We start from the raw sequence: 18,613 nt of genomic DNA on the forward strand, positions 1-18,613 counted from the left end.
GCCCTCCTTTAAAGAGAGCCGTTTTTTTCATTGGGCTGCAAAAGCTGCAGCAGAAACAGTTCAAGCAAAAGCTGCTTGTCTTTTTTGCCCGTTTTCATTTCATAATCCATAACGGCGAGCTGCTCAATGATGCTCTTGAGTTCTTGTTCCGAAAAGAGCTTCGCCTGGTCGATCGCCAGCTTAATCCTGAACGGATGGACTTTAAGGTTTGAAGCAATTTGCTTTTGTCCGTATCCCTGCTGTGAAAAATATTTGGTCTGTAGCAGCAGCCTGAACTGATTTGCAATCAGCGCCATCATTTTAATGGGTTCTTCATTTTGCTTTAATAGGTCGTAGAAAATCTGCAGCGCTTCTGTACGCTTGCGGTTTACGACCTTGTTGATCAATTCAAAAATATTTTGCTCAAGCCCTCTGGCCACAAGCTTTTTGACGTCATCCAGCATGATCGAATCCCGATCACCGATATATGTACTGAGCTTTTTCACCTCTTGGGCAATAGATGACAGGCTGGCATTGCACAGGATGACAAGCTCCTGAGCCGCTTCAGTTTCAATATGTTTCCCCTCTGACTTCGCAAGGCTTGTGACAAAGTCAGCCGTTTCTTTGCCGTTTAGTTCTTTCGCTTCAACCATGTGTGCGTGTTTTTTCAGCAGCTTAGTCAGCTTTTTTCGCTCATCAAGCTTTTCATAAGGGGCGAGCAGAACAAAAACGGAATAAGGAGCAGGCTGTGAAATGTAAGCCTCTAAAACCCCAAGATTATGCTCAAGCTTTTCTTTCTTTTTTTCAGCCGTTAAAAAAGACGGATTTTTGGCAACAACAAGACGCCTCTCCCCCATAAACGGAAAGGTTTCAGCATCTTCAACGGCAAGATCCAGTGCCTCTTCCTCCAAATCAAATACGGAGAGATTAAAATCCTTCGTTTCTTCATCAACGACTGCTTGTCTGATCCTTTGGACCGTCTCCTGCAGGAGATATGTCTCTTTTCCGTACAAACAGTAAACAGGATGAATATCGCCTTTTTTTAAGCTTTTCCAAACATCAAATACTATCATCTGTACTTTCCTCTCTTTCATCCTTCCCTTCTATCGTAAATCGTGTGTCCCAATTAGTAAAGAGAGAAGCGGAGTCATCCGCTCTCTCATTTATAATAAACGCCTTCTATAAACCCCCGGGTCAGTTTATAAAAGACGATGTTCATAAATTTTAGAAAACGGTTGCAGGAAGCTTCTAGATTTTTGCAAAGAATTGAATTATACTGGATATCAATAGGAGGGGTAAATTGTGAATGAATTTGAAAAAGACGTACAAAGCAAACGGAACGATCTTGTAGATTCGGGTGTCGGTTTTGTCGTGACTTTTGGATTTTTCGCTACAATGTTTATCATCGCTACTGTTATCCATCTGGCCGCATAATGCGACAAAAGGATTTTACTCCGATCGACGACTTGCTTAAGAAGGAATCTTTTCACTTTCCATCAGCCAACGACTGCTTGAACGGCAGTCTTTTTTATTATGGGGAATGTACTTTATCATATGGAGGATGGAGCCAAAACGTTCCGTTCCCCCTTCTAAATAGGTATTGAATCGCTCCGTCGCGGTCTGTTCTGAAGACCTTGACGTGATGCCGGTTTAAAATGTCCAGCACTTCCTTGTTCGGATGGCGGTAGCGGTTATTTTCCCCTGCTGAAATAAGAGCTGTTTCCGGCTCGATTTGCTCGATCAGTTCCTCTCCTGTCGAACCCTTGCTGCCGTGATGACCGACTTTTAGAACATCAGCTTTTAGACGGGGAAAGACTTCTACGATCTCCCGCTCGCCTTCCTTTTCCAAATCGCCTGTCAAAAGCCAGGATAAACCGCCCATTTTCATCCACAAAACGAGAGAACTGTTATTTTTGCTGCCGTCTGCCGTTTCCGGGGAAAGAACGTAAAACTCCAGCTCGCCTATGTTCAGCCGGTCGCCTCTTTTAGCCACTTTAACATCAACACCTCTTTTTAATGCAAGGCGGAGAAGTTCCTGATCTGACGATTCCGCCGCATAGCCTTTCGGTACAATCAATTGCTTTACTTTATGTTTCTTCATCAAAAACTCGGCTTCTCCGACATGATCTTGATCGGCGTGCGTCAGAATTAAAGCATCAAGCTTTTTAATCCCTTTTGAATTGAGAAACGGCAGCAGCACACTGTCTCCCAAGGAAAAAGCTTTTCTTCTTTCTCTCCATGGCTCCTTCTTGAACGAAACGATTCCCCCCGTATCGATTAAGACAGTGCCGTTTTGTCCGGGAGCACTGACATACATGCTGTCTCCCTGTCCGATATCAAGCATTGTAACCTCCCCACCCTGAGTTAAATGCGGCTTGGCCGCATGAAACAGCAAAACAGCGGCGAGCAGACAGGACGGAATGACGAGTCTTCTGAAAGAGAGCGCTTTTTCCATAGATATCAGAAGCATGCAGATAGACACGAGATAAAAAAGCAGTTGAATACCATCCGGTTTGACGGCAGTGAACGTAAACATATCTGCGGAAGAAACAGTTTTTACCGCCATATGACTCCATCCAAGCAGCACATCAAGCATGCCGGCCGCAGCTCCACCCACAGGGCGCACTAATAACAGAGCCAGCAAACTGGCAAATGACAGCGGCATAACGATGCACACATAAAACGGCACAAAAAATAAATTCATGAGAACGCTGAGAAATGAAAACTCTTGAAAATGAAAGAGGAGAATCGGAAGGGAACCGAGCTGAGCCAAAAAAGAAGCCAGCAGCAATTGACCAATTCGATTTCTCTGCTTGGCCAATATCTCTTTTGAAAGAATGAAGACGAAGGAAACGGCGAAGGAAAGCTGAAACCCGGCCTGAAAAAGCATATAGGGCTTGTAAAGCAGCAAACCAAGGCAGGCAATGCCGAGAACTTCGGCACTCTTCAAGCGCTTTGTAAACAAAGAAGAGATCAGGTATATTTCCGTCATGAACGCCGCCCTCAACACTGATGGAGCTCCGCCGCTTAAAACGGCGGCGGCGGGAAGTCCTATGATGAGAACCCATTTTGCCCCTTCCCTCGTGATGCCGAGACGCAGCAGTATATAAAAAACGGCGGCGGAAAGAATGCCTACATGCAGTCCCGAAATCGCTAAAAGATGGATGATTCCAAGACTTTGATAGCCGTCCAGCACTTCCTGTTCAATGAGAAAACGATCGCCGAAAGCAAGCGCCCGTACAATACCGGCAGATGTTTCAGGCATGCTGTCTTCAATGAAAGCAAGTCCGGATTTTCGGATTTTTAATAAAAATGAAGAAAGACCGCCTCCGGGCTTGCAGCTTTCGACCGATTGAACCGTAAAGTTCCAGTGAATTCCTTTTGCGCGTAAATACTCTTTATCATCAAACGTCCCCGGCACCGTTGCTCTTTTCGGTGTTTTTAATTCGCCTTTCAAGAAACACATGCTGCCTGGTTCAAGCGCTTTAAGCATTCTTTTTTCTTCCGGAGACTGGATGATATAGCCCGCCTTCAGCGACTCTCCCTCAGATGTTTCAGCTATGAAGGTAAGGCGGTCTCCATCCATTCTCGGAATATCCTGAACAGCCGCATTCGTTTGAAATGCACCCTCCTGATAAATTGTGGCATTCAAGTTGTCAACGATCAAAAAGTAAATGAAGTAAAAACCGCAAAGCATTGTACAGATCATGAAGAGGAGAAATTGTTTCTTGATCAAACAGAAGATCAAAAGCAGACATAAAAAGACGGATAAGGAGATAAAAGATGAAGATTGAGCGAAAGCAATTCCAGCTGCCGCTGAAATTGCCCCGCAGGGGAAGAGGCGGTATCTAGCCATTTCAAATTAAACATAGCTTGTGAACAGTCTATTTGCCTGCTCATGTATTTTTCTGATTTCCTCTTCCTCAAGCCCTTTTTCAGACAGCTGTCTGATAAGATCGGCTACAAATGATAGTTTTTCTTGATTTTTCAAATCAATGATCATTTCGTCCAGCTCTACCTGCTCCACTTTAACGGAAGCCTGATCGAACAGCTCCACCGCATAAGGGTGGTTTTTATAATCCTTCGCATAATATATGGTTTTAATGCCTGCTTGAATAATTGATTTGCAGCATTGGATGCACGGAAAATGAGTGACATATATTTCTGCGCCTTCAGTCGGTACGCCGAATTTCGCGCATTGCAGGATCGCGTTCATCTCCGCATGAATCGTCCTAATGCAATGCCCGTCCACTATATAGCAGCCTTCATCCGCACAATGGACGCCTCCTGCGATCGATCCGTTATACCCTCCCGCTATAATGCGCTTATCCCTGACAATCGTTGCTCCTACAGCAAGTCTTGTACATGTGCTGCGAAGCGCCAGCAAATGGCTTTGCGCCATAAAATATTGATCCCATGAAATGCGTTCCACTTGTTTTCCCTCCAAAAATACGATGTAAGCTTCCCTAAGTGTACATATGTTTATCCAAGAACGTCAATTTACTTTACCGAGATTGAGGATTTTATTTTTTCAAATGACTTTTCTCCAATTCCCGAAACATTTGTAATGTCTTCTATTGTCTGAAAGGGGCCATTTTCCTCCCGGTATGTGATGATCGATTCCGCCTTTGAAGGCCCGACACCCGGAATCTCCTGAAGCTCTTCAGATGAAGCGGTATTAATATTGATCATTTCACCCGCTCCGCCATCTGCGGCAGATGCTACCGATTCAGAAGGTATGGGAGCTGCTTCTTCTCCTTCATACGGAATATAAAGAACCATGCCATCCTGTAAAACGGCAGCCAGATTGACTTGTTCCTCAGCTGCTTTTTTCACTGTGCCGCCAGCTTTTTTTAGTAGATGATGCACTCGGTCGCCGGCCCTCATCTCATAAACGCCCGGCTGTTTCACAGCCCCCTTCAGATCTATCACTATCGCTTCTGCTTCTTTGGCTTTCTCATCCTTTTTTACAGTTTGCGGCCGGTCAGACGAATGAGCCGCAGCTTCATCAGGCACACTCGGGCTTGCGGAGGGTTCATGCTTGACGTTTTGCATGACGATGATCGCACTGATGATTATGACAAGCACAAATCCCCCTGCTGCAAACCATTTGTATTGCTTAAGCCAATTCGGCAAACTGCTCACCTGCTTTCATACATATTTTGACTGGCACTTTCATATCGTTTAAAAGATACAGGTTTAAAGGAGGGGAGAACGATTGAATATCGGCTTTATCGGCACAGGAAATATGGGGACTATACTAATTGAGGCGTTAGTTGAATCTAAAGCAGTCATTCCCTCATCTTTAACAATTACAAATCGAACGATCGACAAAGCGTTAAACATAAAAAAGCGATTTCCAGACATTCAGGTTGCAGAGCGGCCGGAAGAAGTCATTTCGGAAAGTGAGGCCGTATTTATTTGTGTTAAGCCGCTGGACATCTATCCTTTGTTAAAACGACTGGCACCCGCTTTCTCCAAAGATCAGATTCTGATCACCATAACCAGCCCGGTACAGGTCGAACAGCTTGAAAGCGTCGTTTCCTGTCAGGCGGCAAGAGTGATTCCGAGCATTACAAACAGGGCTTTGTCAGGCGTTTCGCTTTTAACTTTCGGTGAGAGCTGCAATGCCGAGGCAAAAGAAAAGATCACAGATACAATGAAAAAAATATCGATTCCACTGGAAATCGAAAGCGGAATTACACGAGTCGCCTCAGATATCGTCAGTTGCGGCCCCGCCTTTATCAGCTACTTAATTCAAGAATTGATTCATGCAGCTGTGAAAGAAACATCTGTGACAAAAGAGGACGCCATTTTGATGTCAAAGGAGATGCTGGTCGGTCTCGGACGGCTCCTTGAAACAGAAGTTTACACATTGCCGGCGCTTCAAGAAAAGGTTTGTGTAAAAGGCGGAGTGACCGGAGAGGGTTTAAAAGCACTGGAAAACGGTGCCCAGGATATGTTCCGGCAAATGTTCAGGAACACGCATTTGAAGTATGAAGAGGATATTGCCGCAGTCAAGAAGCAATTTCCTGTGTGATTCATTGTTCCATATCCGCGGTGCTTTCTCAACAAAGGAAAATGGCATTTTTAAAACCATCGTCATATTAAACGATGGTTTTCGCTTTTTTTGCTATATAAAAGTGCCGTTCCGTTTCTGCCCCGGGTTTCAGGTCCGAAAAATCCGCGGTTATTTCCCCTACTTTAAAGCCCGCTGTCTCTAATAAACGGCTGTATTCTTCAGCTTCAAATGTCCGCTGTTCATGGGATTCATCAAAGCGTTCATACACGCCTCCATTTTCCACGAAGAATGTCAGGTCATGAACAACCGAATGCACCGCCTCACCTGCATAGCTTTGCCAGATCACGCTGATTTCTTCATCCTGGTCAGCATACGTACTTCCCGGAAATACGTGATCCATCTTATATACAGAATGAACATCAAATAAAAGAAGACCGTTATCTTTTAATAACGAAAAAACGTTTTGAAAAGTATCCAAAACACCTTTTTCATCAATGACATAATTTAATGAGTCACAGCAAATCACAACTGCGTCAAATTCCTGGCCATGTCCGGTTAAGGCGCGCATATCCTGCTGAAAAAAATGAATCTGCAGCTTGCGGTCAGCCGCTTTTTGCTGAGCCTGGGCCAACATGTCTTCGCTTATATCAACGCCTGTGACATCATACCCTTTTTCAGCAAGGCGCACCGATATTTCACCGGTTCCGCATGCCAGATCAAGAATTCGCACATTCTCTTTTTGCTGTGCACTGATCGATTTTTCAATCCATTCGACCCACTGATCATAAGGAGCATGAGCCATCAGGCTGTCATAAACGCCGGAAAACCCTTGATATATCATTAATTGACTCCAAATGAAAGGTCTTCAGGCGGGGCGTCTCCCCATAGCTTTTCAAGGTTGTAATAGCCTCTTTCCTCTTTATGGAAAACATGGACGACGACATCGCCTAAATCAATCAAGACCCATCTGGCTTCATCAAAGCCCTCCATTTTCTTCACTGAAATCCCATTTTCTTCAGCCTGATCCTTAATTTCCCGGGCAATAGCTTGAACCTGTTTATCGGAGTTGCCGTGGCAAATCAGAAAATAATCAGCCACAAGAGAAATCCCTTGCATATTCATGGCGATAATATCTTCTGCACGTTTATCGTCACAGGCTTCGGCAGCTATTTTTAATATTGAAGCTTGATCCATTCACAAATTCCTCCTAGTATCTTTCTTTTACAAAAGCATTATATGTCGCAACCGTTTCCGGAAAAACGGCTTGGTTTTTAGATAATAAAAAGGTGATCGTATTTTTCAATGCCTGGATGAGCGCAAGATCCAAATCTTCTTCTGCCAATGCGCGAACCTCTTCAACCCCTGGAAAGCGTCGGCCCGGCTCAATATAATCAGCAACATAAATCACTTTTTCGAGCAGGGTCATGTTCGGTCTTCCAGATGTATGATATCTGATCGCTGACAAAATGTCTTCGTCTGTAATTCCAACTTCCGTTTTGACGAGCACCGCACCGGCTGGCGCGTGCCATAGTTCATGATGAAAATCAAGCACATCAAGCGGCCTGCCGTCATTCAAAATAATCTGTTTCATTTCTTCTTTCGGACGAAATTTAGCATAGTCGTGAAAAATCGCCGCGATTTCCGCTTTTTTCACGTCTGCGCCAAATCGTTCGGCAAGTTTTACAGCCGTCTCCATGACTCCGATTGTATGCGTATAGCGCTGCTCTGTCAGCTGTTCTTTTACACAGGCAAGTGCTTCCTCACATTTCATATAAATGATTCTCCTTTACATAGGCCTTTACTTCGTCAGAAATTAAATAATCTGTCGGCTGACGATTTTTAATGCGGTCCCTGAGTAAAGATGAAGATACTTCAAATGCCGGCACATCTACAAAAACAAGCGGGTAAGGTGTCTCAATTTGAAAGCCCGGACGCTTGACCCCGACAAATTGGATCAATTTGGTCAATTCGTCAATCTTAGACCACTTTGGCAAATACTCGATCATGTCCGCACCGATAATAAAATAAAATTTGTCATCCGGGTACCGTTCCTTTAACAGACAAACCGTATCAAATGTATAGGAAGGGCCTTCCCTTTCAAGCTCGATCGTCTCCAGCTTAAAATGCTTTTTTCCTGAAATGGCGAGCTTCAGCATTTCAACCCGGTGCCGGCTTGATGAAAAGGAATTCTCCTGTTTATGCGGCGGAATTTGATTGGGCATAAACCATATTTCATCAAGCCCCATTTTGTAAAGCACTTCATTTGCCATCAGCAAGTGCCCGTTGTGCGGAGGATCGAACGTCCCCCCAAAAACCCCGATTTTCCTCATGTCAACCACCTTTTAAAGCCTTAAGGAAGTTCAATTTGTTTATTTTCTTTTGACTCCTTATACAGCACAATGATATTTCCGATCGTCTGCACCAGCTCGGCGCCCGCTCCGTTTGCTAAAGCTTCCGCCACTTCATCTTTGGGCTGCTCGCAATTTTGCAGCACGCTGACCTTAATCAGTTCTCTGGCTTCAAGCGCTTCACTGATTTGTTTTACCATATTATCGTTGACTCCGCCTTTTCCGACTTGAAAAATCGGTGACAGGTGATGCGCTTCCCGCCGTAAATGGCGTTTTTGTTTTCCTGTTAACATTATTTTCCTCCTAATTTTCGCAAAACGATTGATTTCATTTTTTCCATATTCGGTTCATGTCCGGTCCACAGCTCAAAGGATAGTGCCGCCTGACCGATGAACATTCCGACTCCGTCCAGTATTTTCAAGCCTTTTGCCTCAGCCTCTTTTAACAAAGCGGTCTTTAGCGGATTGTAGATAATATCACAAACAAGACAAGTCTCTTTTGCCTGCACTAAAGAAAGCGGGGCAGCATCGACGTTCGGGTGCATGCCGACCGAAGTCGTTTGAATCACTACATCATACGCTGACAGATTCGTTTCCGCTTCTTGCAAAGTCAGCGTTTTCGCCTCTCCTTCAAAAAGCTTGACGAACGCTTCTGCTTTTTCAGGCGTGCGATTAGCCACATCAAGCCGGTTCGGCAGCTTTGACGCAAGTGTTGTAAAAATGGCCCGCGCTGCGCCGCCGGCCCCGATAATCAGAAGCGAGAGCTCGCGAACCGGCTTATCGAGAGATTGTTCCAGTGATTTTAAAAACCCTTCTCCATCTGTATTATATCCGACAAACTCTTCTTTTTCTCGTCTGACAGTGTTTACCGCTCCGAGCGCTTTTGCGCTGTCATCAATGCGGTCAAGGTATTTCATGATCGATACTTTATGGGGAACCGTCACATTAAATCCTTGAACACCAAGCGCCCGCATTCCTTTCACCGCATCTTCAAGATCGGCGTTTTCAACATGGAAAGCATGATAATACCCATCTAAAGAAAGATCTTGTAAAGCCGCATTATGGATGTCTGGAGACATGGAATGCGCAACAGGATTTCCAATCAGCCCATATATCGGTTTCATAACCCTCTCCCCTTAGCTTTTATATTAAAGATCTGCGCAAAAACACGTGGACACCTTTTGGAGCGTGAGCGACAATTTTTTGATTCGCACCCTGGACAGTCACCCATCCCAATCCTGAGAACACCACATCCGTTTTCGGCTCCCTGATCGTAAATGTGTGTCTGACAAGCTCCGGAAACGCTTCAAGGTCCTCTTTGGCAGGAGGCGCCAGCATGTCTCCCGCATGTTTTTCATAAAGCTGATCCGCATTGTCAAGCTTTGTTCTGTGAATGTTTAATTCATTGGGCATATAGGACACAAACGAAGACCTCTCTCCAGATACAAAATCAAACCTGGACAGCCCGCCGAAGAACAGCGTCTGTTCTTCATTCAACTGAAAAGTGCGGGGCTTCAGCTCCTTTTTCGGCGTCAATATTTTCAAATCGCGTTTAGCGACATAATGGGCCATCTGATGATGGTTGATGATTCCCGGGGTATCATACATCGATGAACCGTCATCAAGAGGGATCTCAATCGCGTCAAGGGTTGTCCCCGGATACTGGGATGTTGTGATGATATCCTCTTCCCCTGATACCTCTTTAATAATCCGGTTGATAAACGTTGATTTTCCAACATTCGTGCATCCGACCACATAGACGTCTTTGCCCTGTCTGTAATGCTCTATCGCTTCGATCGCTTCTTTCATTCCCTGTCCGCGCCCTGCGCTGACAAGCAAGACATCAACAGGCTTTAAACCAAGTTCTTTTGCCTCGCGTTTCATCCAATGAACGAGACGCTCGCGTTTGACTGATTTCGGAAGTATATCTGCTTTGTTTCCTATTAATAAGATCGGATTTCCTCCGACAAAACGGTTTAATCCGTTAATCCAGCTTCCGTTAAAATCAAAGATGTCGACGATTTTGACGATAAGCGAATCCGTTTCCCCGATGCCGTGTAGGATTTTCAAAAAATCATCATCCGTCAGGGAGACGTCCTGGATTTCGTTATAATTTTTCAGTCTGAAGCAGCGCTGGCAAATCACATCATCTTTCAGCAGAGATGCTTCAGGCGCGTACCCCAGTTCATTTTTCATTTCGGTTTGGATGGCGACTCCGCATCCGACGCAAACTACCTTTTCCATTTTTTACTCCTCCCACTGAATATGGCCTTTCCGTTTTAATGCGCTGAGAATTCTTCGTTCCACCTGGCGGTTAAAACGCGTAAAAAAGCCATCGGAAGCGGCCACGGGTACAACCAGAATCGTGTGAAAGCCATTGCGGTTTCCTCCGAGAACATCGGTCATAAGCTGATCCCCAATGACGACGACATCTTCTTTTTTAAGGCCCATATTTTTTACGGCTTTCCTGAATGCTCTGCCCATCGGCTTTTTCGCTTTATAAATAAATGGGATATTAAGCGGTTCAGAGAATAATTTGACGCGTTTTTCATTATTATTGGAGACAATTGTGACTTTAATGCCATTCTCCTTCATCTCTTCAAACCACTCGATGAGACGCGGTGTGGCGCTTGGCCTGTCCCACTCAACAAGCGTGTTGTCCAAATCCGTAATAATCCCTTTTACATTGCGTTCTTTTAGCTTCTCAGGGGTAATATGAAAAATATCTTTAACAAATTCATCCGGCAGAAAAAACTTTTTTAACACAAGCCGCACCTTTCCTTTCACTTACTGCTTCTTTTTCAATGTGTCGAATCAAATCTAAAAGTGTCTTAAAAAATCGGCTGTCCGAAAAGTTTTCGACATATAATAGGATTCTTCAACAGGTGTGGATAAAATTACACACAGTATCCACTCTTATTTCATCGACCTTTTATTAAATTATAAACATGATACCCACAAGTTATCCACTTTTTGGTGTGGATAACAGAACGATTGTTCTTGCCCAATATTCATGATAGATTATAGGTACTTCAAACAGAGATCATATAACTTAACATTCTATGTAGGTTCAAAACAGGTTATGCCAATTTTCTTGAGGAGGTGTCTTCCCCATTAAATGGGTACCAAGTATGAGAAAGCTGTCTGATGAACTTTTAATAGAATCATACATTAAAGCGAATGAGATGAATTTGAACCGCGAATTCATCGAGCTGATTGAAACTGAAATTAAAAGAAGGTCGCTCGGTCATCTGCTTTCAGTCTCTTCGTAGTTAAGCACTTCCGGGCGTTCTGCCGCTTTTTTCACTTAAGTTGATATTATATCACTTGAATAATACGCTTACTACTGTTTTCATGAAAAAACACCTCCGGCTAAAGAGGTGCTATTTGAAGAATCCGTAAGGACTAAGCCAGTAAAACCCGCCGATAACCAGCAGGACGACCAAAAGAACGACAATAAAAGCATAGCCGTATGCTGCGCCTGAATATCCGGGATAAGGCCGATAAGAACATGGACCAGCAGGAAAAGGATATCCGCAGGTCATCGCACATTCCTCCTTTGGACAGTTATAGTAACAGCCTATGAACAAAAAGGAAAAATGGTTAGGCCGTTGACCGTGTCTCAAGAAGTTTTTATGACTTTGCTTTCATTAATTCCTTCAAATATAATATGAGCGCCTTTTGGGGTTAAGTGATTTCCCGATGGGTCGATAAACCCCGATTTGATCAATTTCTCATCCGTTGCCCCGCCTGCCTTGTTCACAATGTTTTTCCAGTTGTCAATAAGTGTTACGTCCAATTTGCGGGCCGTTTCCCTTGTGACCTGATTATAGGAATCATGCCACTTTCTCGCTCCTCCGTATTTTTCAAACGAAGCAGCCCGATATCTCGCATAATAAAAGATGTTGTTCCCGCTTCCTTCAACGAGCGGAAGACATGTCATCAAAACCGGCTCTATGCCATGGCGGCGGCTTTCTTTGACGAAATAAAAAAGATTTTCTTTAAATCTTTTTTTTGATACGCGCGGAACCCCTTTTGCAAAAATTGCCGCATCATTCGTTCCAAACATGATAAACAGATATGCCGGCCGCTTGTCTAGCACATCCTTCTTAAAACGAAACCTGGCATCTTCAGTCGTTTCTCCGCCAATTCCCGCATTGTCTATTTTGTACTTTCCGCGAAGTGAAGTTTGAAGTAAATTGACCCATTTTTCCGCTTTTGGATAATCACGAAACTGCCAATTTGAACCGCGTGTATTGCTGTCGCCAAATGCAACGATTTTTCGCGTGCTGTCCTTTCCGCAGCCAGAAAGAAGCAGCAAGATAACGAGGACCATTGCGAACATTTTTTTCATCGTTTCACCTCCAAAAGCCAATAATACGATCATATAGAAGAGATTCGGCGATTTCAACGGGAGGGCTCTCTATGGCCAATCGGATAATGAATGATACTACGCCTTTAACCTGTCCCCTCCGTTTAAAAACATTCGCATTCGTTCACCGTTTTCCGACAAACAGCGAATAGGTTTTGAGAGGGCAGAAGCCCAATTTCTCTGCAAGGCGGATTGACGCTTTGTTGTGAAGGTCACAATCCCAGCGCGGCTCCAGCTTATGGTCTTTGCAATATGAGATGAATGCTCGGGCGCAGTGCACGGCAAATCCCTTCCCCCTGAAATCCGCATGTGTAGCGATGTCAACCTCAGCGAAACGCTCCGAGCGGAAGATGGCGACGCATTCGCTGACCGTCCTGCCTTCATGCAGCACTTTAAAACCGAAGCTGTTCTTTAAAAAATTCGCGGTTCCTCCCCAATATTCATCAGCATATTTTTCGGAGAAATGCACACTCTGCTTACAGTCGGCTTCATGAAACATTTCGATCTTCACACCGATTTCTTCCCTCGGATTGCTGCGTTCATCCGCAAAAGAAAAAGTTGTGCGCTTCATTTGTTTTAGCGGCTCCTTCAATCCGCCTATTAAAAAAGCATCCCAATCTTCTGAAGCCGAAAACACGGTAAAGCGCCCGCCATTCCTCTGCTCATTCAAATAATGAAGCCATTTGTCCCCTCCGGTGTCAGGAAGCGTCCCTGCGAGGTAGTAAATGCCTGACGAGGTTTGAAAAAGCGCTGTACGCGGGTAAGCGGGATCGTCGGCAAAAATTTTCCCGGGAATGATTCCTTCGGCTAAAGCATGAGAAAATGTCGGACTTCCCTCTGTTAACATTTGTTTGGCTGTTAACATGTCTGCCGGTGTCAGTTGTATCATCCGTCTCTTTCCCTCCTATCTGAAAGAAAACCGCGCGCGTAGAGCTCGAGTGTTCGATCATACATGGTGTTCTGCCGGGCTCTCAACTGTTCTTTACCCGTTTGCGCAATTTTCGCCATCTATGTTGTGATCAAATATAAAAACAGAAACGGCAATGTCTTCTTGAATTTTAATGTCTGTAAATAGGTGCTCCAGCTTGGCGCCGACTAGCTGTTCCATACCCTCAGGCGCATGATTTGAATAGTGCTTCTGAATCAGGCTCGTCCTTGCCGCATGAACCATTTCTTTCCCTTCCGGCGTACTTGCGATAAATTGCTCGCTTGCGGTCAAGTTGCCGTAAAGCGTCGAAACCGCCATATTGTCGACAAATACCGTGTGAATCCGTTCCGGCCCTTTTCCAAACAGCTCTTTTCGAAGCTTGCGAATCATATCATTAAACTCGTGTATTTTTTTAGCCATCATTGTACCCCTTCCGCTAAAACCCTGTATGTCCCCACAAACACTTAACTTGGTTAAAATTTTCCTATTCTATTGAATTATAATAAATATCACTTTATAATAAAACCCAGTTGATGGATTTGTAATAAGAACCGTGTTATGAATCTATCTATTATCAAAATACAGGATTGGTCTGTTAGTAAGTCTTGCTAGTGAACTATTCCGCCATGTATGTTTATGCCGTCATCCAGGAAGGGGCCGGTATATCTGTACATGGCTTTTTTGTGATTTCTACACATTGATGGAGGGAAACAAAGATGGATGGAAAGTCGATCAGTGTCCGAATAGACGGCACAGAATTTGAGGCGCAGGCCGGGGCAACGATTTTGGACATTTTGAATGAAAACGGAATTGAACATCCGCAGATCTGCCATGTTCCTGAGACAGATCCGATTCAAACTTGTGATACCTGCATTGTCGAAGCAGACGGCAAATTAAAACGAGCCTGCTCCCTCAAAGCAGAAAATGGAATGTCTATCAATCTGTCAGGGGAACAGGTGAAAGAAGCGCAGAAGGAAGCGATGGACCGCCTTCTTGAAAACCATTTGCTCTATTGCACGGTTTGCGACAACAATAACGGCAACTGCACCCTGCATAATACAGCGGAAATGATGGGGATTGAAGAGCAGAAATACCCGTATGCACCGAAGGAAGATTCCTCTATTGCCGTTGACATGTCACACCCTTTTTACCGCTATGACCCGAACCAGTGTATAGCTTGCGGACAATGCGTTGAAGTTTGTCAAAACCTGCAGGTCAATGAGACGCTCTCCATCGACTGGGAACGCGAACGGCCCAGAGTGATCTGGGATGACGGCGTTTCTATCAATGACTCTTCTTGTGTCAGCTGCGGACAATGCGTCACCGTTTGTCCTTGCAACGCCTTAATGGAAAAATCAATGCTCGGCCAGGCGGGCTTTTTGACAGGCATCAAAACAGATGTCATGGAACCGATGATTGATCTAGTCAAAGACGTGGAACCGGGCTACAGCAGCATTTTTGCGATTTCTGAAGTAGAAGCGGCCATGCGATCAAAACGCACTAAAAAGACAAAAACCGTCTGTACCTTTTGCGGTGTCGGCTGTTCATTTGAAGTTTGGACGAAAGGCCGGGATATATTGAAGATTCAGCCTGTTTCAGAGGCGCCCGTCAACGCCATCTCAACTTGTGTGAAAGGGAAATTCGGATGGGATTTCGTAAACGCTGAAGAGCGGATTACAAAGCCGCTGATCCGCAAAAACGATACATTTGTCGAATCGACTTGGGAAGAAGCGCTCGATTTCATCGCCCGGCGTTTAGGTTCAATTCGTCAGCAGTACGGAAAAGATGCTGTCGGCTTTATTTCTTCTTCGAAAATTACAAATGAAGAAAACTATTTGATGCAAAAGCTGGCCCGGCAAGTATTTGGCACAAACAATGTCGACAACTGCTCCCGCTATTGCCAGTCTCCGGCAACAGACGGACTGTTCCGCACGGTCGGAATGGGCGGTGATGCAGGGACAATTAAAGATATCGCGAATGCCGGCCTTGTGATCATCGTCGGCGCCAATCCGGCCGAAGGGCATCCGGTATTGGCAACCCGTGTGAAGCGCGCTCATAAACTTCACGGACAAAAGCTGATCGTAGCCGACCTTCGCAAAAACGAGATGGCCGAGCGCTCAGATTTATTCATCAGGCCGCGGCAAGGAACAGACCAGGTATGGCTAATGGCTGTGACAAAATATATGATCGATCAAGGCTGGCATGATCAAGCTTTTATTGAAAATAATGTGAATTTCTTTGAAGAATATCAACAATCCCTTGAAACCTATACACTTGAATATGCAGAAAGCATGACAGGCATTGAAAAACAAACGCTGATCGCCATCGCCGAAATGATCCGCGACGCCGATGGCACCTGTATCCTCTGGGGAATGGGTGTCACCCAAAATACCGGCGGTTCCGATACGTCGGCCGCGATTTCAAATCTGCTCTTAGCAACCGGAAACTACCGACGCCCAGGCGCAGGCGCATACCCGCTCCGCGGCCACAATAATGTCCAAGGCGCATGCGATATGGGGACGCTTCCGGGCTGGCTGCCGGGATATCAGCATATTAGCGATGATCAGGCGCGGAGAAAATTCGAAGAAGCTTACGGCGTGGCAATCGACAGTACACCGGGACTCGATAATATCGAAATGCTTCATTCGATTGAAAAAGGCGATATGAAAGCGATGTATATCGTCGGTGAAGATATGGCCCTTGTCGATTCAAACGCGAACCGTGTCCATGATATTTTATCAGGACTTGATTTTCTCATCGTTCAGGATATATTTCTTTCCAGAACAGCTCAGTACGCCGATGTTGTCTTGCCTGCGGCACCTTCGCTTGAAAAAGAAGGAACCTTTACAAATACAGAACGCCGCGTCCAAAGGCTGTATCAGGCACTTCCGGCGCTCGGAGACTCAAAGCCTGACTGGCGCATTATTCAGGAAATCGCCAATCGCTTAGGAGCAGACTGGAACTACAATCATCCGGGGGACATCTTCTCAGAAATGGCGAGCCTTTCTCCCCTATTCGGAAAAGCAAGCTATGAGGTGCTTGAAGGCTGGAACAGCTTTCTATGGGGCAGCTTAACTGGAGAACACACACCGCTCCTCTATGAAGACGGTTTTAACTTCCCTGATCTAAAAGCGCGTTTTGTGCTCGCAGACTGGACGGAGCCGGCCGAATTCCCTGAAGCATACGACCTTCATATCAACAACGGCCGGATGCTTGAGCATTTCCACGAAGGCAATTTGACCAATAAATCATCCGGAATCCAAGCGAAAGTGCCTGACGTATTTGTTGAGGTTTCTCCAGAGCTTGCAAATGAACGGGGAATCTGCGACGGATCGCTTGTCAGGCTCATCTCACCGTTTGGAGCCGTTAAACTAACTGCGCTCATTACAGATCGGGTGCGGTCAAATGAGCTGTACCTGCCGATGAATTCGATAAGCAAAGAGTCAGCGATTAACTTTTTAACCGGCCCGGCGGTCGATGCGCGCACAAATACGCCCGCTTATAAACAGACAAAAGTGCGTATGGAAGTGCTCGGATCCTGTGAAGCGCCGCCGCTGCCGAAAACGAATCCGCGGAACAAAAAACGCCATCCGCAAAACGGGGCTGAAGTCGAACGGAAATGGAGGCGGCCGGGATACATCCATTTGACAGACTAAATGCAAGGAGGAAATTACACAATGGCCACTCCGATTACTGCCATCCAAAAGGAAAACAAATCTGATGAGGAAACCAAGCTTGAAAAGCTGGAAGAACTAAAAGCGCTTTTAGCAGAGAATGAAGACTCCGTCTCAAAAACGATGAAATTGCTCGCCGAACTGAACGGCCTTGGCGTGCTTGACGCCGCAGACAGCATGGTCCAGGCAAAAGAAGACATCGCCAAAATCGCCCTCGGCCAGCTGTCACGGGAGCCCGCCAAAAACTTGATCAATACAGCGATCGCAGCCGGCGGGGCCCTCACAAAAGCCGATCCCGAAGTCATGGGCAAACTCTTGGAAAGCATCATCGCCGGTACAAAACAAGGACAGGACTTTTTAAAAGACGATAAAAAAGTCGGCGTCCTTGATCTGCTGAAAGCCATGAACGACCCGGACATCAATCGGGCCGTCGGTTTCGGTCTTCAGTTTTTAAAAGGCATGGGAAAAGCGCTGAAAGAATAAAAATAAGACAACCGGCTCACCCTTTCATGGCCCTGAGCCGGTTGTCTTATTGGTCATAAAAGCGGTCTGCCGCTTCCAGCGCCTCATTTGCCGTGTGTTTCATCCTGTTTGTTCAGCGATTCTTTTAAAATATGAAAAACAGTTGTCACAAGGACTAAAATCATTAAACTTGTCGTCAGCGGGTTCGCAAATGTTTCCTGAATTCCGATCATAATGACGCTCAACACAATCAATGAAAGAATGAAAATGCGTTTGTTTTTCATCTGCCGTGCCAGACTTTTTTAATAACTTTTACCCCTTTTTCTTGACCGTCCGGCACCCTCACCCCCTCATCTTTATTATCGCGCACCTGTTAACTTTTGTAAATAAACAAAAGTTGGAAGCGGTTGCAAAAGGTGTGGAATGGGTGGAAACAAAAAACCGATCATGAGGTAATGATCGGCTTTCAGTATGATATAAAAAATTTGCTGATCGTGATAAACAGCAGATTAAAGAAAACGAGCATACATCCAATGATAAATGCCTTCCCTGCACTTATTTCCAAGTCCCTTTTCAGAAAAATAACATATATGGCATTTGTCACAATGACATTTACCGCATTAATAAATGGTTGATTTAACAGCTCGAATGCATTGCCTTTGATCGGAAACCATTCATAAATCAAACACACAATCACAAACGGCATTGTTCCTTTTAATACATGTGAAAAATTTCTCATAAAAGATATCGTTTTATCAAACTGAAAAAAGACTAAAAAGATTTTATACAAACAAGATTGAAAGAAAATAAACAACACAGAAAATATAAC

The 18,613-nt window shown here is 44.9% G+C and carries 23 protein-coding genes; 5 read left to right on the forward strand and 18 right to left on the reverse strand.

The genetic code is table 11. The annotated features are described in order from the left end of the window. Positions 1–8 precede the first annotated feature (8 nt). A complete protein-coding gene (gene holA, locus BTA30_RS14080) occupies positions 9–1,049 on the reverse strand; it encodes a DNA polymerase III subunit delta (protein ID WP_076761967.1) in 1,041 nt (346 codons plus the stop codon). A gap of 232 nt (positions 1,050–1,281) precedes the next feature. Between holA and BTA30_RS14085 the strand changes: the two genes are divergently transcribed. Then, the gene (locus BTA30_RS14085; RefSeq protein ID WP_076761928.1) at positions 1,282–1,413 is read left to right on the forward strand and encodes a YqzM family protein; all 132 of its coding nucleotides are present in this window, start codon (positions 1,282–1,284) and stop codon (positions 1,411–1,413) included. A gap of 97 nt (positions 1,414–1,510) precedes the next feature. On the opposite strand, the gene BTA30_RS14090 is transcribed toward BTA30_RS14085, so the two are convergent. The 3 genes from BTA30_RS14090 to BTA30_RS14100 form a co-directional block, all read right to left on the reverse strand. Continuing rightward, entirely contained in the window at positions 1,511–3,835 is a 2,325-nt protein-coding gene (locus BTA30_RS14090; RefSeq protein WP_076761929.1) for a DNA internalization-related competence protein ComEC/Rec2, read from the reverse strand. 6 nt (positions 3,836–3,841) lie between these two features. Further along, positions 3,842–4,411, reverse strand: coding sequence for a ComE operon protein 2 (locus BTA30_RS14095; protein WP_076761930.1), 570 nt, complete (start codon positions 4,409–4,411; stop codon positions 3,842–3,844). Between the two features lie 68 nt (positions 4,412–4,479). Beyond that, complete coding sequence (locus tag BTA30_RS14100; protein WP_076761931.1) at positions 4,480–5,115, reverse strand: helix-hairpin-helix domain-containing protein; 636 nt, start codon at positions 5,113–5,115, stop codon at positions 4,480–4,482. A gap of 82 nt (positions 5,116–5,197) precedes the next feature. Between BTA30_RS14100 and comER the strand changes: the two genes are divergently transcribed. Continuing rightward, positions 5,198–6,019 carry a late competence protein ComER gene (gene comER, locus BTA30_RS14105; RefSeq protein ID WP_076761932.1) on the forward strand — a complete coding sequence of 274 codons (822 nt, stop codon included), beginning with the start codon at positions 5,198–5,200 and terminating at the stop codon, positions 6,017–6,019. Positions 6,020–6,086: 67 nt separating this feature from the next. Here comER and BTA30_RS14110 read toward each other — a convergent pair whose 3' ends face one another. Genes BTA30_RS14110 through BTA30_RS14145 form a run of 8 tightly spaced genes read right to left on the reverse strand, consistent with a single transcriptional unit; the run spans position 6,087 to position 11,114 of the window. After that, positions 6,087–6,842, reverse strand: a complete 756-nt coding sequence (locus tag BTA30_RS14110; RefSeq protein ID WP_076761933.1) for a class I SAM-dependent DNA methyltransferase — start codon at positions 6,840–6,842, stop codon at positions 6,087–6,089. Then, positions 6,842–7,195, reverse strand: a complete 354-nt coding sequence (gene rsfS, locus BTA30_RS14115) for a ribosome silencing factor (protein ID WP_076761934.1) — start codon at positions 7,193–7,195, stop codon at positions 6,842–6,844. The genes BTA30_RS14110 and rsfS overlap by 1 nt, the downstream gene beginning before the upstream one ends. A 13-nt stretch (positions 7,196–7,208) precedes the next feature. Then, on the reverse strand, positions 7,209–7,772 hold the full coding sequence (gene yqeK, locus BTA30_RS14120) for a bis(5'-nucleosyl)-tetraphosphatase (symmetrical) YqeK (protein WP_076761935.1): 564 nt from the start codon (positions 7,770–7,772) through the stop codon (positions 7,209–7,211). Then, positions 7,762–8,331 (reverse strand): nicotinate-nucleotide adenylyltransferase, encoded by a 570-nt coding sequence (locus BTA30_RS14125; RefSeq protein WP_076761936.1) that lies wholly within the window; start codon positions 8,329–8,331, stop codon positions 7,762–7,764. Before BTA30_RS14125 ends, yqeK begins: the two co-directional genes overlap by 11 nt. Before the next feature lie 20 nt (positions 8,332–8,351). Then, positions 8,352–8,642: a ribosome assembly RNA-binding protein YhbY gene (gene yhbY, locus BTA30_RS14130; RefSeq protein WP_076761937.1), complete on the reverse strand. Its 291-nt coding sequence runs from the start codon at positions 8,640–8,642 to the stop codon at positions 8,352–8,354. Continuing rightward, positions 8,642–9,472 carry a shikimate dehydrogenase gene (aroE, locus tag BTA30_RS14135; RefSeq protein WP_076761938.1) on the reverse strand — a complete coding sequence of 277 codons (831 nt, stop codon included), beginning with the start codon at positions 9,470–9,472 and terminating at the stop codon, positions 8,642–8,644. Before aroE ends, yhbY begins: the two co-directional genes overlap by 1 nt. A 19-nt stretch (positions 9,473–9,491) precedes the next feature. After that, positions 9,492–10,592: a ribosome biogenesis GTPase YqeH gene (gene yqeH / locus BTA30_RS14140; protein WP_076761939.1), complete on the reverse strand. Its 1,101-nt coding sequence runs from the start codon at positions 10,590–10,592 to the stop codon at positions 9,492–9,494. Between the two features lie 3 nt (positions 10,593–10,595). Beyond that, a complete protein-coding gene (locus tag BTA30_RS14145; protein WP_076761968.1) occupies positions 10,596–11,114 on the reverse strand; it encodes a YqeG family HAD IIIA-type phosphatase in 519 nt (172 codons plus the stop codon). 365 nt (positions 11,115–11,479) lie between these two features. On the opposite strand from BTA30_RS14145, the gene BTA30_RS14150 reads away from it, so the two are divergent. Then, positions 11,480–11,620, forward strand: a complete 141-nt coding sequence (locus tag BTA30_RS14150; RefSeq protein ID WP_006637642.1) for a sporulation histidine kinase inhibitor Sda — start codon at positions 11,480–11,482, stop codon at positions 11,618–11,620. A gap of 111 nt (positions 11,621–11,731) precedes the next feature. Here the strand turns inward: BTA30_RS14150 and BTA30_RS23425 are convergent, their stop codons facing one another. From BTA30_RS23425 to BTA30_RS14165, 4 genes are all read right to left on the reverse strand, one after another. Next, a complete protein-coding gene (locus BTA30_RS23425; protein ID WP_164470248.1) occupies positions 11,732–11,893 on the reverse strand; it encodes a hypothetical protein in 162 nt (53 codons plus the stop codon). Between the two features lie 77 nt (positions 11,894–11,970). Beyond that, positions 11,971–12,702: an SGNH/GDSL hydrolase family protein gene (locus BTA30_RS14155; RefSeq protein ID WP_076761940.1), complete on the reverse strand. Its 732-nt coding sequence runs from the start codon at positions 12,700–12,702 to the stop codon at positions 11,971–11,973. A gap of 142 nt (positions 12,703–12,844) precedes the next feature. Further along, positions 12,845–13,609: a GNAT family N-acetyltransferase gene (locus tag BTA30_RS14160; protein ID WP_076761941.1), complete on the reverse strand. Its 765-nt coding sequence runs from the start codon at positions 13,607–13,609 to the stop codon at positions 12,845–12,847. A 93-nt stretch (positions 13,610–13,702) separates the two neighbouring features. Beyond that, complete coding sequence (locus BTA30_RS14165; RefSeq protein WP_076761942.1) at positions 13,703–14,068, reverse strand: Na-translocating system protein MpsC family protein; 366 nt, start codon at positions 14,066–14,068, stop codon at positions 13,703–13,705. 296 nt (positions 14,069–14,364) lie between these two features. Here BTA30_RS14165 and fdhF point away from each other — a divergent pair, with 296 nt between their 5' ends. Both fdhF and BTA30_RS14175 read left to right on the forward strand, forming a co-directional pair. Next, positions 14,365–17,304 carry a formate dehydrogenase subunit alpha gene (gene fdhF / locus BTA30_RS14170; protein WP_076761943.1) on the forward strand — a complete coding sequence of 980 codons (2,940 nt, stop codon included), beginning with the start codon at positions 14,365–14,367 and terminating at the stop codon, positions 17,302–17,304. 21 nt (positions 17,305–17,325) lie between these two features. Next, complete coding sequence (locus BTA30_RS14175; protein ID WP_076761944.1) at positions 17,326–17,805, forward strand: helical membrane plugin domain-containing protein; 480 nt, start codon at positions 17,326–17,328, stop codon at positions 17,803–17,805. Positions 17,806–17,888: 83 nt separating this feature from the next. Here the strand turns inward: BTA30_RS14175 and BTA30_RS14180 are convergent, their stop codons facing one another. After that, entirely contained in the window at positions 17,889–18,068 is a 180-nt protein-coding gene (locus tag BTA30_RS14180) for a hypothetical protein (protein ID WP_076761945.1), read from the reverse strand. 182 nt (positions 18,069–18,250) lie between these two features. Then, positions 18,251–18,613, reverse strand: a 363-nt coding sequence (locus BTA30_RS14185; protein WP_204515372.1) for a hypothetical protein, incomplete at its 5' end; no start/stop codon positions are given.

The sequence above is a fragment of the Bacillus swezeyi genome, from assembly GCF_001969815.1.
Taxonomy (GTDB): Bacteria; Bacillota; Bacilli; order Bacillales; family Bacillaceae; genus Bacillus; species Bacillus swezeyi.